Origin of the sequence: Pseudomonas sp. S36 (genome assembly GCF_016647875.1) — a bacterium.
GTDB classification, from domain to species: Bacteria; Pseudomonadota; Gammaproteobacteria; order Pseudomonadales; family Pseudomonadaceae; genus Aquipseudomonas; species Aquipseudomonas parafulva.
On the sequence record NZ_JACVVG010000047.1, the window covers coordinates 16,761 to 33,413 of the forward strand.

The following is a 16,653-nucleotide window of genomic DNA, read 5'->3' on the forward strand; positions in this document are numbered from 1 at the left end:
GTGTCGCGGTAGCTGTTAGGCTTGTCTGCTCAGAACCATAAGACACCACCATGCCGACCACCGGACACCCCCGCGCCATCCCGGCGCTGGACCACCTGCCAAGGCCCCTGTATGCCCGTGCCGAGCGCTTGGGCGCGGGGTCATGGACCACTCGCCATCAGCATGACTGGGTGCAGTTTTCGTACGCCATCAGTGGCGTGTTGGGGGTCTACACCCGGGACGGCAGCTATTTCGCGCCGCCCCAGTGGGGAGTGTGGATACCTGCGCAGGCTGAGCACGAAGTGGTGACTTCGATGCAGGCGGAAATGCGCAGCCTTTACATCCGCCGCGACGCCTGCCCGTGGGCGACCGAAGAATGCCGGGTGCTGGAAGTGACGCCCCTGGCGCGGGAGCTGATCAAGCAGTTCTGCCTGTTGCCCCCGCAGTACCCTGAACACGACAGCGCCGAGTCGCGGCTGGTGGCGGTGTTGCTCGACCAACTGCGTACCCTGCCAGCGGTAGGTTTTTCGTTACCCTTGCCGCGCCATCCTGGGTTGCTTGCCCTGTGCAATCGCCTGATCGCTACCCCCGAGCGGAGCCAGACCCTGCAGCAATGGGCGCTGGAGCTTGGGTGTTCGGAAAAGACCCTGATGCGCCTGTTCCAGCGCGAAACCGGGTTGAGCTTCCGCAACTGGCGCCAGCGCATGCGGTTGTTGTCGTCGCTGGCCATGCTGGAGGCCGGCGAGAGCGTCACCGATGCGGCGCTGGGCTGCGGGTATGACTCCACCTCCGCCTACATCGCCGCGTTCAAGCAGCTGTTTGGCGCAACGCCGGGTGAACTGAAGCTGTAAGCTGCGCCTGCCTGCACCTGCGTCTATCGCCCTGCAGGCGGCAGGCGCAGGCGGAGCATCAGGTGCGGAACCTGCGCACCAGGGTATCCAGTTCGTTGGACAGCCCAGCCAGGCTTTCCGAGTCCAGACGGGCGGCCTGGGCCAGTTCCGCCACCAGCTGTGCATCGCCGTGGATCTGGCTGATGTGCCGGTTGATGTCCTCGGCCACCTGGTGTTGTTCCTCGGCGGCTGTGGCGATCTGCGTATTCATGTCGCGTATCACATCCACCGACTCGCGAATCTGCCCAAAACTGTCACGCGCCAGACCAATGCGGCTCACCGACTGCTGCGACACCTCCAGGCTGGCGTGCATCTGTGCGGCCACTTCGCTGGTGCGCCCGGCCAGGTTACCCAGCAGGCCATCGATTTCGGCGGTGGAATCGGCGGTACGCTTGGCCAAGGCCCGCACCTCGTCAGCCACCACCGCAAAGCCCCGGCCTTGTTCGCCGGCACGGGCCGCTTCAATCGCCGCGTTCAGGGCCAGCAGGTTGGTCTGCTCGGCAATCGAGCGGATGGTGCCGAGGATTGACTGGATAGCGTTGCTGTCACGCTCCAGTTGCTGGATCGACTGCGCCGACTGTTCGATTTCGTGGCTCAGGCGGTCGACGCTGCTGACCGCGGCATCGATCTGCTGCTGGCCTTCGCGCGCCTGTTGCTGGCCACTGTCGGCCGACTGCGCCGCCTGGCTGCATGAACGCGCCACCTCGTTGGCTGTGGCCACCATTTCGTGGAACGCGGTGGAGACCATGTCCACTGCTTCACGCTGGCGCCCTGCAGCCTCGGCCATGTCGCTGGATACCCGGGTTGAACGGGTGGAGGTGTTGAGAATGTTACCGGCTGCCGCGCCAATGTGCTGAATGAGGCTGCGGATGGCCCCCAGGAACTGGTTGAACCAGCTGGCCAGTTGCGCGGTTTCGTCGCGGCCTCGGATCTCCAGGTTGCGGGTAAGGTCGCCTTCGCCTTGGGCAATGTCTTCCAGGCCGCTGGTCACGCTGTTGATCGGGCGCACGATGAGTTTGGCGAAGGTGGCGCCCACCACCGCGAACACGGCTGCCAGCACCAGCGCGACGATGCCGATGAGCCAGGTCAGGCGGGTGGTGGTTTGCATCACTTCACCTTGCTCGATCAGGCCGATGAGGGTCCAGCCCAGTTTTTCGTCCGGGTAGATATTGGCCATGTAGCGCACGCCGTTCAGCTCGACTTCGGCCAGGCCCTTGCCGTGTTTGGCCAGTTCGGCGTAACCGTCGCCGAAGCTCGCCAGCGGTTTGAAGTTGTGCGTGGTATCGCGTGGGTCGACCAGTACGTTGCCGTTGTTTTCAATCAGCAGCAGGTAGCCACTTTCGCCCAGCTTGATCTGCTTGACGATCTCCGTCAGGCCTTTGATCGAGACATCGACGTTGACCACGCCACCCGGGTTGCCCAGCTGATTGGCGACGGCGCGCACCGTACTGACCAGCACCGCGTCATCGGCAGCCCAGTAGTAGGCACTGGTGCGCAGGGTCTTGCCGGGGTTGGCCATGGCCAACTGGTACCAGGGGCGCGTGCGGGGGTCGTAGTTGACGAATTTCTGCCCCGCGGGCCAGCCCACGTAGCCGCCGTCTGCCACCCCGTAGGACAGGTAGGCGTAGCCCGGGTGGGCATTGGCCAGGCTGGTCATGAAGGCCAGGATATTGCTCGCTTGCGGCCCCAGTTCGTAGGACGGCGTCGCGCTCATGTACTTGCTCAATTCACTGCCAGTGGCCGCGACCAGCGGTTGCGAAGCCATGTACTCCACGTTCTGGCTGATGCCTTGGAAGAAGATATTCATGGCGTTGCTGACCTGGCGGATTTCCCGGCTGCTGCTGTCCAGAAAGCCGTCCCGGGCTTCGCCGCGCAGGTTGAGAACCACCAGGGTGGCCACGAGTACGATGGGCAAGCCGGCGATCACCGCGAATGCCCAGGTCAGTTTCTGTTTGATGCTCATAGGCGCTCCCGGATTATTATTGTCGACACATGAGGCAGATCACCAATGCATCGGCAGCAGCCGGGTTTTATGTAGGCAAATGCCCGTAAATATTGGATGAAATCGCAGTGGGTGACTATTCGGTCACGTTCGGACGCTTATGGCGTGTCGGGCTGCCGGTGGGTGCTGGGTGGCAGCAACTGGCAGCCTCGCCAGTGGCCAGTTCTTTCAGGATCGGGCAGTCCGGGCGGTCATCACCCTGGCAATGGGAAACCAGTTCACCCAGGGTGTCGCGCAGGGTGACCAGTTCTTTGATACGGGTGTTGAGTGCATCGATGTGCTGCATGGCCAGCGCCTTCACGTCAGCGCTGGCGCGTTGCCGGTCCTGCCACAGGGTCAGCAGCTTGCCGACCTCTTCGAGGGAAAAGCCCAAGTCTCGTGAGCGCTTGATGAATGCCAGGCTGTGCAGGTCTGCGTCCTGGTACAACCGGTAACCACTGTCGCTGCGCGTGGCGGGCTTGAGCAGGCCGATGGCTTCGTAGTAACGAATCATCTTGGTGCTGAGCCCGCTGCGGCGGGCGGCCTGGCCAATGTTCATGGCGCCTCCTGGGTGCGCGTGTCGGGTTTCCAGGCCTTGAGCAGGAGCGCGTTGCTGACCACGCTGACACTGGACAGGGCCATGGCGGCGCCGGCGAGTACCGGGTTGAGATAGCCCAGCGCGGCCAACGGGATGCCGACCAGGTTGTAGATGAATGCCCAGAACAGGTTCTGGCGGATCTTCGCGTAGGTCTTGCGGCTGATTTCCAGTGCCGCCGGCACCAGGCGGGGGTCGCCGCGCATCAGAGTGATGCCGGCGGCCTGCATGGCCACGTCGGTGCCGCCACCCATGGCAATGCCGATATCGGCTGCGGCCAAGGCGGGCGCATCGTTGATGCCGTCGCCAACCATCGCCACCACGCCGTCCTGCTTGAGCGCGGTGACCGTGGCGGCCTTGTCGGCAGGCAATACTTCAGCGTGCACATCGGCGATGCCGAGGGTGTCGGCGACGACCTTGGCGCTGCCGCGGTTGTCGCCGGTCAGCAGGTGGCTGCTGATGTGCTGCTCACGCAAGGTTTCCACGGCTTGCGCGGCTCCAGGCTTCAGGCTGTCGCCGAAAGCGAACAGGCCCAGCACGCGCGGCTGCTCGCCCCGCTCGACCAGCCACGACAGGGTGCGGCCTTGCGCTTCCCAGGCCTGCGCCTTGGCGGCCAGGGCCCCGGGTTGCAAGCCACTGTCCTGCAGCAGGCGGCGGTTGCCCAGGGCCAGGTCCCGGCCGTCCACGCAGCCGGCGATACCCCGGCCGGTCAGCGACTGGCTACCCGTTACGCTGGGTACCTCGAGCCCTTGCTCGGCGCAGGCGTCCAGCACTGCCCGTGCCAGCGGGTGTTCACTGCCGCGCTGCAGGGCACCGGCCAGCCGGTGCAGGCTGGCGCTGTCGCCATCCACCGCCTGGCTGTGGACCACACGCGGGCTGCCGGAGGTGAGGGTGCCGGTTTTGTCGAACACCACGCGGTTGACCGCATGCGCCCGCTCCAGGGCCTCGGCGTCCTTGATGAGGATGCCGTGCCGGGCGGCCACGCCAGTGCCGGCCATGATCGCGGTGGGGGTGGCCAACCCCAGTGCACAAGGGCAGGCGATGACCAGTACGGCCACGGCGTTGATCAGTGCCGTTTCCATTGCAGCCCCCGCCAGCCACCAACCGACCAGGGTGACCAGGGCCAGTACCAGCACCGCCGGTACGAACACCTGGCTGACACGGTCGACCAGCTTCTGGATGGGCGCCTTGGCGGCCTGGGCGTCTTCCACCAGGCGGATGATGCGCGCCAGCACGGTTTCGGTCCCCAACGCCTGGGTGCGTACCAGCAGCCTGCCTTCCCCGTTGATGGCACCGCCGGTGACCGAGTCGCCGGGCTGCTTGGGCACTGGCAGGCTCTCGCCGCTGATCAGGGCTTCGTCAGCATGGCTGCTGCCGTCCTCGACCAACCCGTCGACTGGGAAGCGTTCCCCGGGCTTGACCAGCACCAGGTCGCCCACCTGTAGTTGGGCGATGGCCACGTCTTCCTCGCGGCCGTCCACAACCCGCAATGCCCGCTCCGGTCGCAGAGCCTCCAGCGCGCGGATGGCGCTGGCGGTCTGGCGCTTGGCGCGGCTCTCCAGGTACTTGCCCAGCAGCACCAACGCGATCACCACGGCAGACGCTTCGAAATACAGGTGAGGGGCCATGCCTGCCGGTGCCTGCGCCCATTGATAGAGGCTCAGGCCGTAACCAGCGCTGGTGCCCAGCGCGACCAGCAGGTCCATGTTGCCAGCGCCGGCACGCACGGCTTTCCAGGCGGCAACATAGAAACGGGCACCCAGAATGAACTGCACCGGCGTGGCCAGCAGGAACTGCGCCCACGCCGGCAACATCCAGTGCAAGCCCAGCGGCTGTACCAGCATCGGCAACACCAGCGGCAGGGCCAGCAATACGGCAGCGCCTACGGCAAGCCGCTCGCGGTGCAGGCGGCGCTGGGCCAGCCGGTTTTCGTCCTCGGCGGCCTGCGGCAGGCTGGCGGTATAACCGGCCTGTTCCACGCTGGCGATCAGCATTGAATCGTCCACCGCGGTCAGCATTTCAACGTGCGCACGCTCGCTGGCCAGGTTGACCGACACCTGCTGTACCCCTGGCACCTTGGCCAGGGCCCGTTCGACACGGCCGGCACAACTGGCGCAGGTCATGCCGCCAATCTGCAGCTCCAGGCTGCGCACGGGCACTTCGTAGCCGGCGTCGCGCACGGCATCGACCAAGGCCGGCAGGCTATCGCCGGGCGCCTGGACGCGCGCCTGCTCGGTGGCCAGGTTCACGCTGACCTGTTCAGCGCCGGCGACCTTGCGCAGGGCACGCTCTACCCGGCCGGCGCAGCTGGCGCAGGTCATGCCGGAAATGGGCAGGTTGTATGTAGTGGATGCGGGCATGGCTCTCCTCCTTGGACAGGCCCCAAGCATCAACCTTGCCACGCGGGGAAGGTCAATAGTCCAGCGGTGTGGCTTTCAACTCCAACCCATACTGGCCCATGGCAATGCGGTACTTGTTGATCTGGCCCGCCTGCAGCGTCAACCGGATGCTGCGCTGGTCCTCAAGGCCCGGCGCACAGCCGGGCATCTGCCCTGGCAGCAGGCGCAAACGCACATCCACCGGCCCTGGCGGCAGGTTGAACGAGGTGGACTGTTCCTGGAACAGGCGCCCGGAGAGCTGATCGTTGAGGTAAACGCCAATTTCGCAACTGGTGGCCACTTCCAGGCGCTCACGGGAAATGATCAGCACGCTGTACGCCGCGTTGCCCTCGGCACTGGCCGGTGGCACTGCAGTGGCAGCAGCCAACAGCCCGACGATGCCCAATGCTGCCCTGAACATGAAAACCCCCTGCTTGCCTGATCGTCAAAGCCGCAGCTTGGCCGAGCCCGGCCTGGATTGCCACCCCACCGTGTTGACTTTGCCCCTGTGGCAAGGTTGAAACTGGTGCAAAACCTGAAGGAGGTACCCCCGATGCAAGTATTCAACGTACAGGGCATGACCTGCGGCCACTGCGTAAAAGCCGTGACCCGCGCCGTACAGGCGCTGGATGCCGGCGCCAAGGTGGACGTCGACCTGGCTGCCAAGCAGGTGCGCGTCGACAGCGCGCTGGCACAGGAACAGGTGCTGGCTGCCATCCGCGAAGAGGGCTATCAGGCCGAGGCTGCCTGAGCCTTTGTAGGAGGGCTCTTTGTTTCAAATGTTTTCTCCTGACGGCGTCCACAGCAGGTAGAATCGTTCACTTGCTTAGCCTGCTATGGATTCCTGATGAACCTGCGAATGGTGCTCATCCTGGGCGCACTCAGTGCGTTCGGGCCGTTGGCGATCGACTTCTACCTGCCTGCCTTCCCGGCCATGGCGCAGGCGTTCGCCACAGACGAACAACACGTCCAGGCCACCTTGGCCGCCTACTTCCTCGGCCTGTCCATGGGGCAGTTGCTCTATGGGCCGGTCGCCGACCGCTTTGGGCGGCGCAAGCCCCTGATGTTCGGCGTGACGCTGTTCACCCTGGCCTCGCTGGCGTGCGCCTACGCCCCCAGCCTGGACGCCTTGGTACTGGCGCGCTTCGTTCAGGCGCTGGGTGGCTGCGCGGGCATGGTGCTGTCCCGGGCCATTGTCAGTGACAAGTGCGACCCGGTGGCCTCGGCCAAAGTGTTCTCGCAATTGATGCTGGTCATGGGCCTGGCGCCGATACTGGCCCCAATGCTGGGGGGCGTGCTGGTGAACCTGGTCGGGTGGCAGTCGATCTTCCTTGCGCTTAGCCTGTTCAGTGCCGGCTGCCTGCTGGCGGTCAGCCTTGGGCTGCCTGAGAGTATGCCCGCCCATGTACCGCGTCAGCCGCTGTCCGGGGCCCTGCGCCAGTACCTGCGGCTGGCAGGCGACCGGGTGTTTCTGGGGCATGCGCTGACGGGCGGCATTGCGATTGCGGGCATGTTCGCCTACATCGCGGGCTCGCCATTTGTATTCATCAAACTCTACGGTGTACCTGCCGAACATTACGGCTGGTTTTTCGGCGCCAATGCTGCTGGTTTCATTCTGGTCGCGCAGGTGAACGCACGGCTGCTGGCACGGCGCGGGCCGGCATTTTTGCTGGCCCGTGCGGTATGGGTGTACCTGGCGGCGGGGGTGGCCCTGCTGGGCGTGGCGGCGGTGAAGCCGACCGCGCTGTGGCCACTGCTGGTGCCGTTGTTCGTGTGCATCGCCAGCCTGGGGTGCATCCTGCCCAATGCTTCGGCCTGTGCCATGAGCGGCCAGGGTGCCCGGGCCGGCAGTGCCTCCGCCCTGATGGGGTGCGTGCAATTCAGCGTCGCGGCTGGCGCCGCGGCACTGGTGGGCGTGCTGCATGATGGCAGTGCGGTACCAATGGCCTTGGTGATGAGCCTGTGTGGTGCCCTGGTGGTCAGTGCCGCGCTGCTGACCCGGCGCCTGCAGGCCAGTCGGCCCGCCTGAGCGGGTGAGGCGCCTGCAGGCGCGTTTCCAGTGTGGCCACAAAAGCGCGGGCCGCGGCCTCGCTGCAAAAACCTACCCTATGCTGATCGAGCTGAACCTGCCATGGCCGTGCAGGGTTGCTGCTCGACGCGCTGATGACAATCTTCATCGGTGCATACCTCCAGAGGGGAGCCGTTCAAGTTTAGCGCGGCCTTACCCGCCTGCCACAGCAACGCCCTGCCGAGCTGACTGACGGTTGGCGCGTTGTGGAACCTTCGACTGTGATCGCGCTACTTGAAGAAGACCGCTGTCGGTTTCGTCCGAAGTTGTGCGGGTGGATTCGCGTATTCAAGCCTGGCCGGCTGCCATCGCACGGGTAAAACCAGCGGTGCGGGGGTGCTTTTGAAGCTTGGCGGCCTGTTCAGCAGTTCGCCATGGGTAGCCCTACCCAATGCTATTGAGCGAGCAATAGCGCTGGGGGAGGGCTGCATGATCGGCTGTTTCTGCGGCTTATACTGACGAACCAGGCCACCGCCATCGGCACGCGCTTCCCGGCCAGGGTTGGCCATTGCATCTACACAGTGAACTTGCAGGGAGTCACAGGGACATGAACGCAGCCAGCAGCATCAGCCAGATCGCCAGCCTGATGGCCGATCCCAAACGCAGTGCCATGTTGTGGGCATTGATCGATGGTACGCCCCGGTTGGCCAATGAACTGGCCATCATGACGGGAGTCAGTTCGTCGTCAGCATGCGCACATCTGTCGCTGCTGTCGTCGGCAGGTTTGCTACGGCACGAGGCCAGGGGCCGCAAGCGCTATTTTCGCCTGGCAACGCCACAGGTGGGGGCCGCTGTCGAGGCCCTGGCCAGTGTCCAGTTGGAGAGCGCCAGGGGCCAGCGCCCCACCGCACCGCTACCGCCGTTGCCCCTGTCCATGCGACGGGCCCGGCGCTGTGGCGATCATCTGGGTGGCGAGCTGGCCGCAGAGCTGTACCACCGGCTGGTGGTAGCCGGGTGGCTGGAGGGCAGCGGCCGGTACCTTGTGGTCAGTGACGAAGGGCGGGCACAACTGGCCCTGGTAGGCGTATACATCGATGCCCTGGCGCCGCGTCAGCCGAGCGCCTGCGTGATCTGCCGGTGCACCGAATGGCACGACAGCCAACCGCACCTGGGCGGTGTGCTGGGCCAGGCGCTGTTCCGTTTGTTCCTGCAGTCTGGCTGGATGCGCGAGGCCGAAGACACCCGGGCGTTGCACATCTCGCCGCTGGGTATCCAGCAGATCAATCGCATCGCCCGTGTGAAGGCCTTGCAGGTGGGCTGAACGGGCCTCAGACCAGCCTTGCGTCCAGGCTGTTCTGGGCCAGGCGACGAGCCTGGTCTTCAGTCATGCCCAGGTGAGTATGCAGGGCATGGAAGTTTTCCGTGACGTACCCGCCGAAGTAGGCAGGGTCATCGGAGTTCACCGTCACCTTCACACCCCGTTCCAGCATGTCGAGGATGTTGTGCTGGCTCATGTGGTCGAATACGCACAGCTTGGTGTTGGACAGCGGGCACACCGTCAGCGGGATCTGCTCATCGATGATGCGCTGCATCAGCCGCTCGTCTTCGATGGCGCGTACACCGTGGTCGATGCGCTTGATGTGCAGCAGGTCCAGGGCTTCCCAGATGTATTCAGGCGGGCCTTCTTCGCCGGCATGGGCGACAGCAACGAAGCCTTCACTGCGGGCTCGGTCGAACACACGCTGGAACTTGCTCGGTGGGTGGCCCATCTCCGAGCTGTCCAGGCCAACGGCGATGAAGGCATCGCGGAACGGCAGTGCCTGGTCTAGGGTTTTTTGCGCTTCGTCTTCGCTCAGGTGGCGCAGAAAACTCAGGATCAGCCCGCTGCTGATGCCCAGTTGCTGGCGGCCGTCCTTGAGCGCTTGGTTGATGCCGTTGAGTACCACTTCGAAGGGTATACCGCGGTCGGTATGGGTTTGTGGGTCGAAGAACGGTTCGGTGTGGATAACGTTCTGCGCCTTGCAACGCTGCAGGTAGGCCCAGGTAAGGTCGTAGAAATCCTGCTCGGTGCGCAGCACGTCTGCGCCCTGGTAGTAGAGGTCGAGAAACTCCTGCAAATTGTTGAAGGCATAGGCCCCACGCAGGGTTTCGACATCCGCCCAGGGTAGGGCGATCTTGTTGCGCTCTGCCAGGGCGAACAGCAACTCGGGCTCCAGCGAGCCTTCAAGGTGCAGGTGCAGCTCGGCCTTGGGCAGGGCGTTCAACCAGTCATACATATAAGGTGTTCTCAATCAGGTACGGTTGTTGCCATTCTACAGGGCCTGGCCCGGCAATGCGCCGGCCAGGCTGCAACCCGGGGCATCACCAGACCAAGGGTTCACCTTTGTAGTTGATGAAGTGCACGCCGGCGTGGCCGCTTTGCGCCTTGATCTGCTCGACCATGCCTCGGGTACTGGTGAGTACGTCGATCTCGGCGTTTTCGCCACCCATGTCGGTTTTCACCCAGCCTGGGTGCATGGCGAGCACGCAAAGGTCGGAGCGCTGCTGAGCGACCGCGAAGCTGTTGATCATGGAGTTGAGCGCGGCCTTGCTGGCCTTGTACAGGCAGATTTCACCGCCATCGGGGGTGGCTACGCTGCCAAGGCCTGAGCTCATAAACGCGAGCACGCCGGTACCCTCGCGCACCTGGCCCACCAAGCGGCCTGCCAGGCGAATGGGTGCGACGGCGTTGGTCAGGAACAGGTCGCCGATGGCCTGTGGCGTGACAGCCTCCAGGTCTTGTGGCAGCGGGCCCATGACCCCGGCGTTGATGAATACCAGGTCGAATACCTGCCCTGCCAGCCGCTGTTTCAGGCCGTCCAGTTGGGCGGTATCGTTCATCTCCAGCTGTTCGATGCGTACCCCGGGGGTATCTGCCAATTCGCCAGGCTGTTGCGGGTTGCGCACAGTGGCGGTAACGGCCCAGCCGTCTTCGCGCAGGCGATTTACCAGGCCGAGGCCGAGCCCGCGAGAGGCGCCAATGACCAGGGCAGTTTTTGCTTGCGTCATGCTCAGGTGCTCCCATTGATAAGGTTGGAGGAAGGCCATGAGAATAATCCACAGCCCCATTACTTGGGCAGGGCATTTGCCCGCTGACGTGGTAGATGAACCACTGAACAAATAATGATCAGTTGCTTGCAGCCCAAGTAAAGCGTGGCCTGGCGCCAGTTGACGCACGGCTTATCCACAGGCTGCTCCACAGTAAATGTGTGCAACCGCGTTTCCCACAGGCGCTAGCTGCTGCGCGGAGGGGTGGGGATAACTGGCCATGAATCATGTACTTACCGCTGTCACCATACTGTGATCAAAATATGATCAATGCCCTCTAGCCCTTGCCGGCAAAGGGCTGCAACAGAATGCCCCAAGGTTATCCACAGCCAGGCCCACAGTTGTTGTGGGCAACCCTCAGCGCCTGGCCAGCAGAATTCGCCCGCGGCTGAGGTCCGCCAGGTGCTGCTGGAGCGCACCGAGGTGGGCATCCCCAATGGCCACCTGCAGGTCTACGCCGTTGGCGGTGAACTGCTCATCCACAACCAGGCCATCAACTTCTGCGATACGCAGCTTCACCAGGGCCAGCTCGCTGAATGTGCAACTGCAGGTGAAATAGCTGCGTTGTACCAACAGCCGTTTGGCTGCCTGCTGCAGGCACTTGTTGGCGCCCCCGCCATAGGCACGGGCCAACCCCCCGGTGCCAAGCTGAATGCCGCCGTACCACCGAATCACCAGCACCACCACCTGGTCGCAGTCCTGCGCTTCGATGGCCGCCAGGATAGGCCGCCCGGCTGTGCCGCCGGGCTCGCCATCATCGCTGCTGCGGTACTGCTGGCCCAGTTTCCAGGCCCAGCAGTTGTGCGTAGCGGCGAGGTCACTGTGGCGCTCAATGAAGCTCATGGCCTCGGCAGCGCTGGTGATCGGCCCGGCGAGGGTGATGAAACGGCTTTTACGAATTTCTTCGCGGTATTCGCAGAGGTCTAGCAAGGTAGAGGGCATAGGTGAAGATCAGGCAGCCGGCGCAATGCCGCACCCCTTGAGTATGATGTGGATAAGGTTGTTGCTGGCGGTTTCCATATCCTGCTTGGTCAGCCGGCTGCGGCCAGTGACCTGGCAGATCTGGGTGGCGAAGTCGGCATAGTGCTGGGTGCTGCCCCACAGCAGGAAGATAAGGTGCACCGGGTCGACCGGGTCCATCTTGCCGGCGGCGATCCAGGCCTCGAATACCGCAGCGCGGCCCCTGAACCATTCGCGGTAGTCGGCGCTGAAGTATTCGGTAAGGCACGAGCCGCCGCTGATCACTTCCATGGCGAAGATCCGCGAGGCTTGCGGGTTGCGCCGCGAGAACTCCATCTTGGTGCGGATGTACTGGCTCAGGGCCTGGCCTGGGTCGTCATCCACACTGAGGGCATTGAAGGTGCTGTCCCACAGTTCGATGATGTTGCTGAGTACCGCAATATATAGGCCCAGCTTGTTGGTGAAGTAATAATGCAGGTTGGCCTTGGGCAAGCCGGCATTGAGGGCGATGGTGTTCATGCTGGTGCCCTTGAAACCGTGCCGGGCGAATTCGTCTTCCGCGGCCTGGATGATGGCGTGCTCGTTCTTCTGGCGTATGCGGCCCGCGGGTTTGCCCGAGGCGGGGAGGCGATGCGCAGGGACTTCTAGGGTCATGGACGATTCCGTGCGTTTATAGGGCTGCGACTTTAGGACAAGATTACCTTCCTGCGCTCAAGTGACAAGCATTAGCGGCACAGACTGGCATCAGCGTGTCGCAGCCAGGCTTTCGAGAAAGCTTTCCAGTACCAGGTTGGGGCGTCGGCCTTTGCGCGTCACCCAGCTCAGGCTCAGATCATAGAAGCGTTGCCGCGGCTTGAGGGCACGCAGGCGGCCTTGCTGTACCCAGAACGCCGCGTAGTGGTCAGGCAAGTAGCCGATGTAGCGCCCGGTGAGGATGAGAAATGCCATGCCTTCACGATCCGAGGCGCTGGCCGTGCAGTTCAGTGCCTGGTAGTGCGCCTGGATTTCGGCAGGCAGGCGGAAGGTGGGAGTGATGGCTTCCTGGGTATTGAGGCGCTCATCGTCGATCTGGTTGTCGTCAGCGTAAAACAGCGGGTGGCCCACGGCGCAGTACAGCAGCGAGCGTTCACTGTACAGCGGCTGATACTCCAGGCCTGAAAGCGGGCTGGTCTGGGGCACCACTCCCACATGCAGGCTCCCGTCGAGTACGCCATGCTCCACCTGGCTTGGCGCGACCATGCGTATCTGAATGCGCACGTCCGGGCCTCGATCCTTCAATTCGGCAAGGGCGTGGGTAATGCGCATGTGGGGCAGGGTGACCAGGTTGTCGGTAAGGCCGATGTTCAGCTCGCCACGCAAATGCTGGTGCAGCCCGTTGACCTCGGTTCGAAAGCTTTCCAGCGCACTGAGCAACTGCAAGGCCGAGTGGTAGACCTCACGACCTTCCTCGGTCAACGAAAAACCGGCGCGGCCCCGCTGACACAGGCGCAGGCCAAGGCGCTGCTCCAGGTCGTTCATCTGCTGGCTGATGGCCGAGCGGCCGATACCCAGCACGTTCTCGGCGGCCGAGAAACCACCGCACTCGACCACACTGCGGTAGATCTTGAGCAGGCGAATATCAAAATCGCTGACTTGGGCGAGGGGATCGGGGCGTCGGCTCATCAGTTTAGTCGCGACCTGTGTAAAGGTTAGAAATGCAGGGTTTTTCAGACTTTATAGCCGTGCCAAGTTAGCTGCAACAACATCCATCGTTGCCTAATCGCTCCACGAGGAACCGCCGATGAACATGCTCGAAACCGCACCCGCCGGTATGGCCAGCCAGCTCAAGCTGGATGCCCACTGGATGCCCTACACCGCAAACCGGAATTTCCAGCGCGACCCGCGGCTGATCGTGGCGGCTGAAGGCAACTACCTGGTGGACGACAAAGGGCGCAAGATTTTCGACGCACTGTCCGGCTTGTGGACCTGCGGCGCGGGGCATACCCGCAAGGAAATCACCGAGGCGGTTTCGCGCCAGGTGGGCACACTCGACTATTCGCCAGGCTTCCAGTTCGGCCACCCGTTGTCGTTCCAGCTGGCCGAAAAAATCGCCGAGCTGACCCCGGGCGACCTCAATCATGTGTTCTACACCAACTCAGGTTCCGAGTGCGCAGATACCGCGCTGAAGATGGTGCGTGCCTACTGGCGGTTGAAGGGCCAGGCTACCAAGACCAAGATGATCGGCCGCGCCCGTGGCTACCATGGCGTGAATATCGCGGGTACCAGCCTGGGTGGCGTGAACGGTAACCGCAAGATGTTCGGCCAGTTGCTGGACGTCGACCACCTGCCGCACACCGTGCTGCCGGGCAACGCCTTCACCAAGGGCATGCCGGAAGAGGGCGGCATCGCCCTGGCTGACGAAATGCTCAAGCTCATCGAACTGCACGATGCGTCCAACATCGCCGCTGTGATCGTTGAGCCCCTGGCAGGTTCGGCCGGTGTACTGCCCCCGCCGAAGGGGTACCTGAAACGCCTGCGTGAAATTTGCACCCAGCACAACATTCTGCTGATTTTCGACGAAGTGATTACCGGCTTCGGTCGCATGGGCGCGATGACCGGCGCTGAGGCGTTCGGCGTTACCCCAGACCTGATGTGCATTGCCAAGCAGGTCACCAACGGGGCCATTCCTATGGGGGCGGTGATCGCCAGCAGCGAGATCTACCAGACCTTCATGAACCAGCCGACGCCGGACTACGCTGTGGAATTCCCCCATGGCTATACCTACTCGGCCCACCCGGTAGCCTGCGCGGCAGGCCTGGCGGCGCTGGACCTGCTGCAGAAAGAAAGCCTGGTGCAGTCCGCAGCCGAGCTGGCACCCCACTTCGAGAAACTGCTGCACGGCGTGAAGGGCACCAAGAACATCGTCGACATCCGCAACTACGGCCTGGCCGGCGCCATCCAGATTGCCGCCCGGGACGGCGATGCCATCGTGCGGCCCTACGAGGCCGCCATGAAATTGTGGAAGGCAGGTTTCTACGTGCGCTTTGGCGGCGACACCCTGCAGTTCGGCCCAACCTTCAATACCCGGCCCGAAGAGCTGGACCGCCTGTTCGATGCGGTTGGCGAAGCGTTGAACCTGGTTGACTGATCTTTCTGATTTCAACGGCAGGCCCTGCCTGCCGCTCCCCTCTTTAATCTGGAGTGTTTCATGAGCATTGTTCAGCACCTGATCGACGGTGACCTGGTAACCAAGGGTGACCGCACCACAGATGTGTTCAACCCGTCCACTGGCCAGGCTGTGCGCAAGGTCGAACTGGCCAGCCGCGCCACGGTGCAAGCCGCCATCGATTCGGCCAAGGCTGCATTCCCGGCCTGGCGCAACACTCCGCCTGCCAAGCGTGCGCAGGTGATGTTCCGCTTCAAGCAACTGCTGGAACAGAACGAAGCCCGTATTGCCCAGTTGATCAGCGAAGAGCATGGCAAGACCTTGGAAGACGCCGCCGGCGAGCTGAAGCGCGGCATCGAGAACGTCGAGTTTGCCTGCGCGGCCCCTGAAGTGCTCAAGGGTGAGTACAGCCGTAACGTGGGCCCCAATATCGACGCCTGGTCCGACTTCCAGCCGCTGGGCGTGGTGGCGGGTATCACGCCGTTCAACTTCCCGGCCATGGTGCCCCTGTGGATGTACCCGTTGGCCATCGCCTGTGGTAACGCGTTCATTCTCAAACCGTCCGAGCGCGACCCGAGCTCTACCCTGTTCATCGCGCAACTGCTGCATGAAGCAGGCTTGCCCAAAGGCATCCTCAACGTGGTGCACGGCGACAAGGAGGCGGTGGACGCCCTGATCGAGGCACCGGAAGTCAAAGCGCTGAGCTTTGTCGGTTCGACCCCGATCGCCGAATACATCTATGCCGAGGGCACCAAGCGCGGCAAGCGTGTGCAGGCGCTGGGCGGGGCGAAAAACCACGCGGTGCTGATGCCAGACGCCGATCTGGACAATGCGGTCAGTGCATTGATGGGCGCAGCCTATGGTTCATGCGGTGAGCGTTGCATGGCTATTTCGGTGGCGGTGTGCGTGGGTGACCAGGTGGCTGATGCGCTGATCGCCAAGCTCGAACCGCAGATCAAGGCGCTGAAAATTGGTGCCGGCACCTCCTGCGGCCTGGACATGGGGCCGCTGGTAACGGCTGCTGCCCGCGACAAGGTCGTGGGCTACATCGATGATGGCGTTGCGGCAGGTGCCAGTTTGGTGGTCGACGGCCGTGGCTTCAGTGTGGCCGGTAATGAGGATGGCTATTTCGTGGGCGGTACCCTGTTCGACAAGGTGACCCCTGAAATGCGCATCTATAAAGAAGAGATCTTCGGGCCGGTGCTGTGCGTGGTGCGTGTCGACAGCCTCGAGCAGGCCATGCAACTGATCAATGACCATGAGTACGGCAATGGCACCTGCATCTTTACCCGCGACGGCGAGGCGGCACGGCTGTTCTGCGACGAGATCGAGGTGGGCATGGTGGGTGTGAACGTGCCTCTGCCTGTGCCGGTGGCCTACCACAGCTTCGGCGGCTGGAAGCGTTCGCTGTTCGGCGACCTGCATGCCTACGGCCCTGACGGGGTGCGCTTCTACACCCGTCGCAAGGCGATTACCCAGCGCTGGCCGCAGCGTGCCAGCCATGAGGCGTCGCAGTTCGCGTTCCCGAGTTTGTAATCCCTCCCTCAGCGCCGCCAGTGGCGGCGCTGTTTCAGCTTTTATTTCACTTTAATGAAATAAACGGTTGACGCCCTCTCGAATCCCCTTATAA

Annotated in this window: 15 protein-coding genes and 1 pseudogene; 6 read left to right on the plus strand and 10 right to left on the minus strand. The window is 63.3% G+C overall.

Annotated features, from left to right (window positions below):
• The first annotated feature begins 50 nt into the window (after nucleotides 1-50).
• Nucleotides 51-830, plus strand: coding sequence for an AraC family transcriptional regulator (locus IAE36_RS20115; RefSeq protein ID WP_028632991.1), 780 nt, complete (start codon nucleotides 51-53; stop codon nucleotides 828-830).
• 58 nt (nucleotides 831-888) lie between these two features.
• Here the strand turns inward: IAE36_RS20115 and IAE36_RS24150 are convergent, their stop codons facing one another.
• From IAE36_RS24150 to IAE36_RS20135, 5 genes and pseudogenes are all read right to left on the minus strand, one after another.
• Nucleotides 889-1,656 carry a methyl-accepting chemotaxis protein gene (locus tag IAE36_RS24150; RefSeq protein WP_442967394.1) on the minus strand — a complete coding sequence of 256 codons (768 nt, stop codon included), beginning with the start codon at nucleotides 1,654-1,656 and terminating at the stop codon, nucleotides 889-891.
• Between the two features lie 90 nt (nucleotides 1,657-1,746).
• Nucleotides 1,747-2,832 (minus strand): annotated as a pseudogene (locus IAE36_RS24155) (HAMP domain-containing protein); the annotation flags it as partial.
• Nucleotides 2,833-2,947: 115 nt separating this feature from the next.
• A complete protein-coding gene (gene cueR, locus IAE36_RS20125; protein ID WP_042141836.1) occupies nucleotides 2,948-3,409 on the minus strand; it encodes a Cu(I)-responsive transcriptional regulator in 462 nt (153 codons plus the stop codon).
• Nucleotides 3,406-5,805: a heavy metal translocating P-type ATPase gene (locus IAE36_RS20130; protein ID WP_201214229.1), complete on the minus strand. Its 2,400-nt coding sequence runs from the start codon at nucleotides 5,803-5,805 to the stop codon at nucleotides 3,406-3,408. Before IAE36_RS20130 ends, cueR begins: the two co-directional genes overlap by 4 nt.
• 52 nt (nucleotides 5,806-5,857) lie before the next feature.
• The gene (locus IAE36_RS20135) at nucleotides 5,858-6,244 is read right to left on the minus strand and encodes a hypothetical protein (RefSeq protein WP_201214230.1); all 387 of its coding nucleotides are present in this window, start codon (nucleotides 6,242-6,244) and stop codon (nucleotides 5,858-5,860) included.
• Nucleotides 6,245-6,376: 132 nt separating this feature from the next.
• Between IAE36_RS20135 and IAE36_RS20140 the strand changes: the two genes are divergently transcribed.
• The 3 genes from IAE36_RS20140 to IAE36_RS20150 all read left to right on the plus strand — a co-directional run bounded on the left by IAE36_RS20140 (nucleotide 6,377) and on the right by IAE36_RS20150 (nucleotide 9,152).
• Nucleotides 6,377-6,574, plus strand: a complete 198-nt coding sequence (locus tag IAE36_RS20140) for a heavy-metal-associated domain-containing protein (RefSeq protein ID WP_060482282.1) — start codon at nucleotides 6,377-6,379, stop codon at nucleotides 6,572-6,574.
• Nucleotides 6,575-6,670: 96 nt separating this feature from the next.
• Nucleotides 6,671-7,852 (plus strand): multidrug effflux MFS transporter, encoded by a 1,182-nt coding sequence (locus IAE36_RS20145; RefSeq protein WP_028632986.1) that lies wholly within the window; start codon nucleotides 6,671-6,673, stop codon nucleotides 7,850-7,852.
• A 586-nt stretch (nucleotides 7,853-8,438) separates the two neighbouring features.
• Entirely contained in the window at nucleotides 8,439-9,152 is a 714-nt protein-coding gene (locus IAE36_RS20150; protein ID WP_201214231.1) for an ArsR/SmtB family transcription factor, read from the plus strand.
• 7 nt (nucleotides 9,153-9,159) lie between these two features.
• Here the strand turns inward: IAE36_RS20150 and IAE36_RS20155 are convergent, their stop codons facing one another.
• The 5 genes from IAE36_RS20155 to IAE36_RS20175 form a co-directional block, all read right to left on the minus strand.
• Nucleotides 9,160-10,107 carry an adenosine deaminase gene (locus IAE36_RS20155; RefSeq protein ID WP_201214234.1) on the minus strand — a complete coding sequence of 316 codons (948 nt, stop codon included), beginning with the start codon at nucleotides 10,105-10,107 and terminating at the stop codon, nucleotides 9,160-9,162.
• Nucleotides 10,108-10,192: 85 nt separating this feature from the next.
• Entirely contained in the window at nucleotides 10,193-10,879 is a 687-nt protein-coding gene (locus tag IAE36_RS20160) for an SDR family oxidoreductase (RefSeq protein ID WP_201214236.1), read from the minus strand.
• A 396-nt stretch (nucleotides 10,880-11,275) separates the two neighbouring features.
• Nucleotides 11,276-11,860 carry an IMPACT family protein gene (locus tag IAE36_RS20165; RefSeq protein WP_201214239.1) on the minus strand — a complete coding sequence of 195 codons (585 nt, stop codon included), beginning with the start codon at nucleotides 11,858-11,860 and terminating at the stop codon, nucleotides 11,276-11,278.
• A 9-nt stretch (nucleotides 11,861-11,869) separates the two neighbouring features.
• Entirely contained in the window at nucleotides 11,870-12,532 is a 663-nt protein-coding gene (locus IAE36_RS20170) for a TetR/AcrR family transcriptional regulator (protein ID WP_028632981.1), read from the minus strand.
• Nucleotides 12,533-12,622: 90 nt separating this feature from the next.
• Entirely contained in the window at nucleotides 12,623-13,543 is a 921-nt protein-coding gene (locus IAE36_RS20175) for a LysR family transcriptional regulator (protein WP_177331181.1), read from the minus strand.
• Between the two features lie 115 nt (nucleotides 13,544-13,658).
• Between IAE36_RS20175 and IAE36_RS20180 the strand changes: the two genes are divergently transcribed.
• Together IAE36_RS20180 and IAE36_RS20185 are read left to right on the plus strand one after the other, a co-directional pair.
• Entirely contained in the window at nucleotides 13,659-15,005 is a 1,347-nt protein-coding gene (locus tag IAE36_RS20180) for an aspartate aminotransferase family protein (RefSeq protein ID WP_028632979.1), read from the plus strand.
• A gap of 60 nt (nucleotides 15,006-15,065) precedes the next feature.
• Complete coding sequence (locus IAE36_RS20185; protein WP_201214241.1) at nucleotides 15,066-16,559, plus strand: CoA-acylating methylmalonate-semialdehyde dehydrogenase; 1,494 nt, start codon at nucleotides 15,066-15,068, stop codon at nucleotides 16,557-16,559.
• The last annotated feature ends 94 nt before the right edge of the window (nucleotides 16,560-16,653 follow it).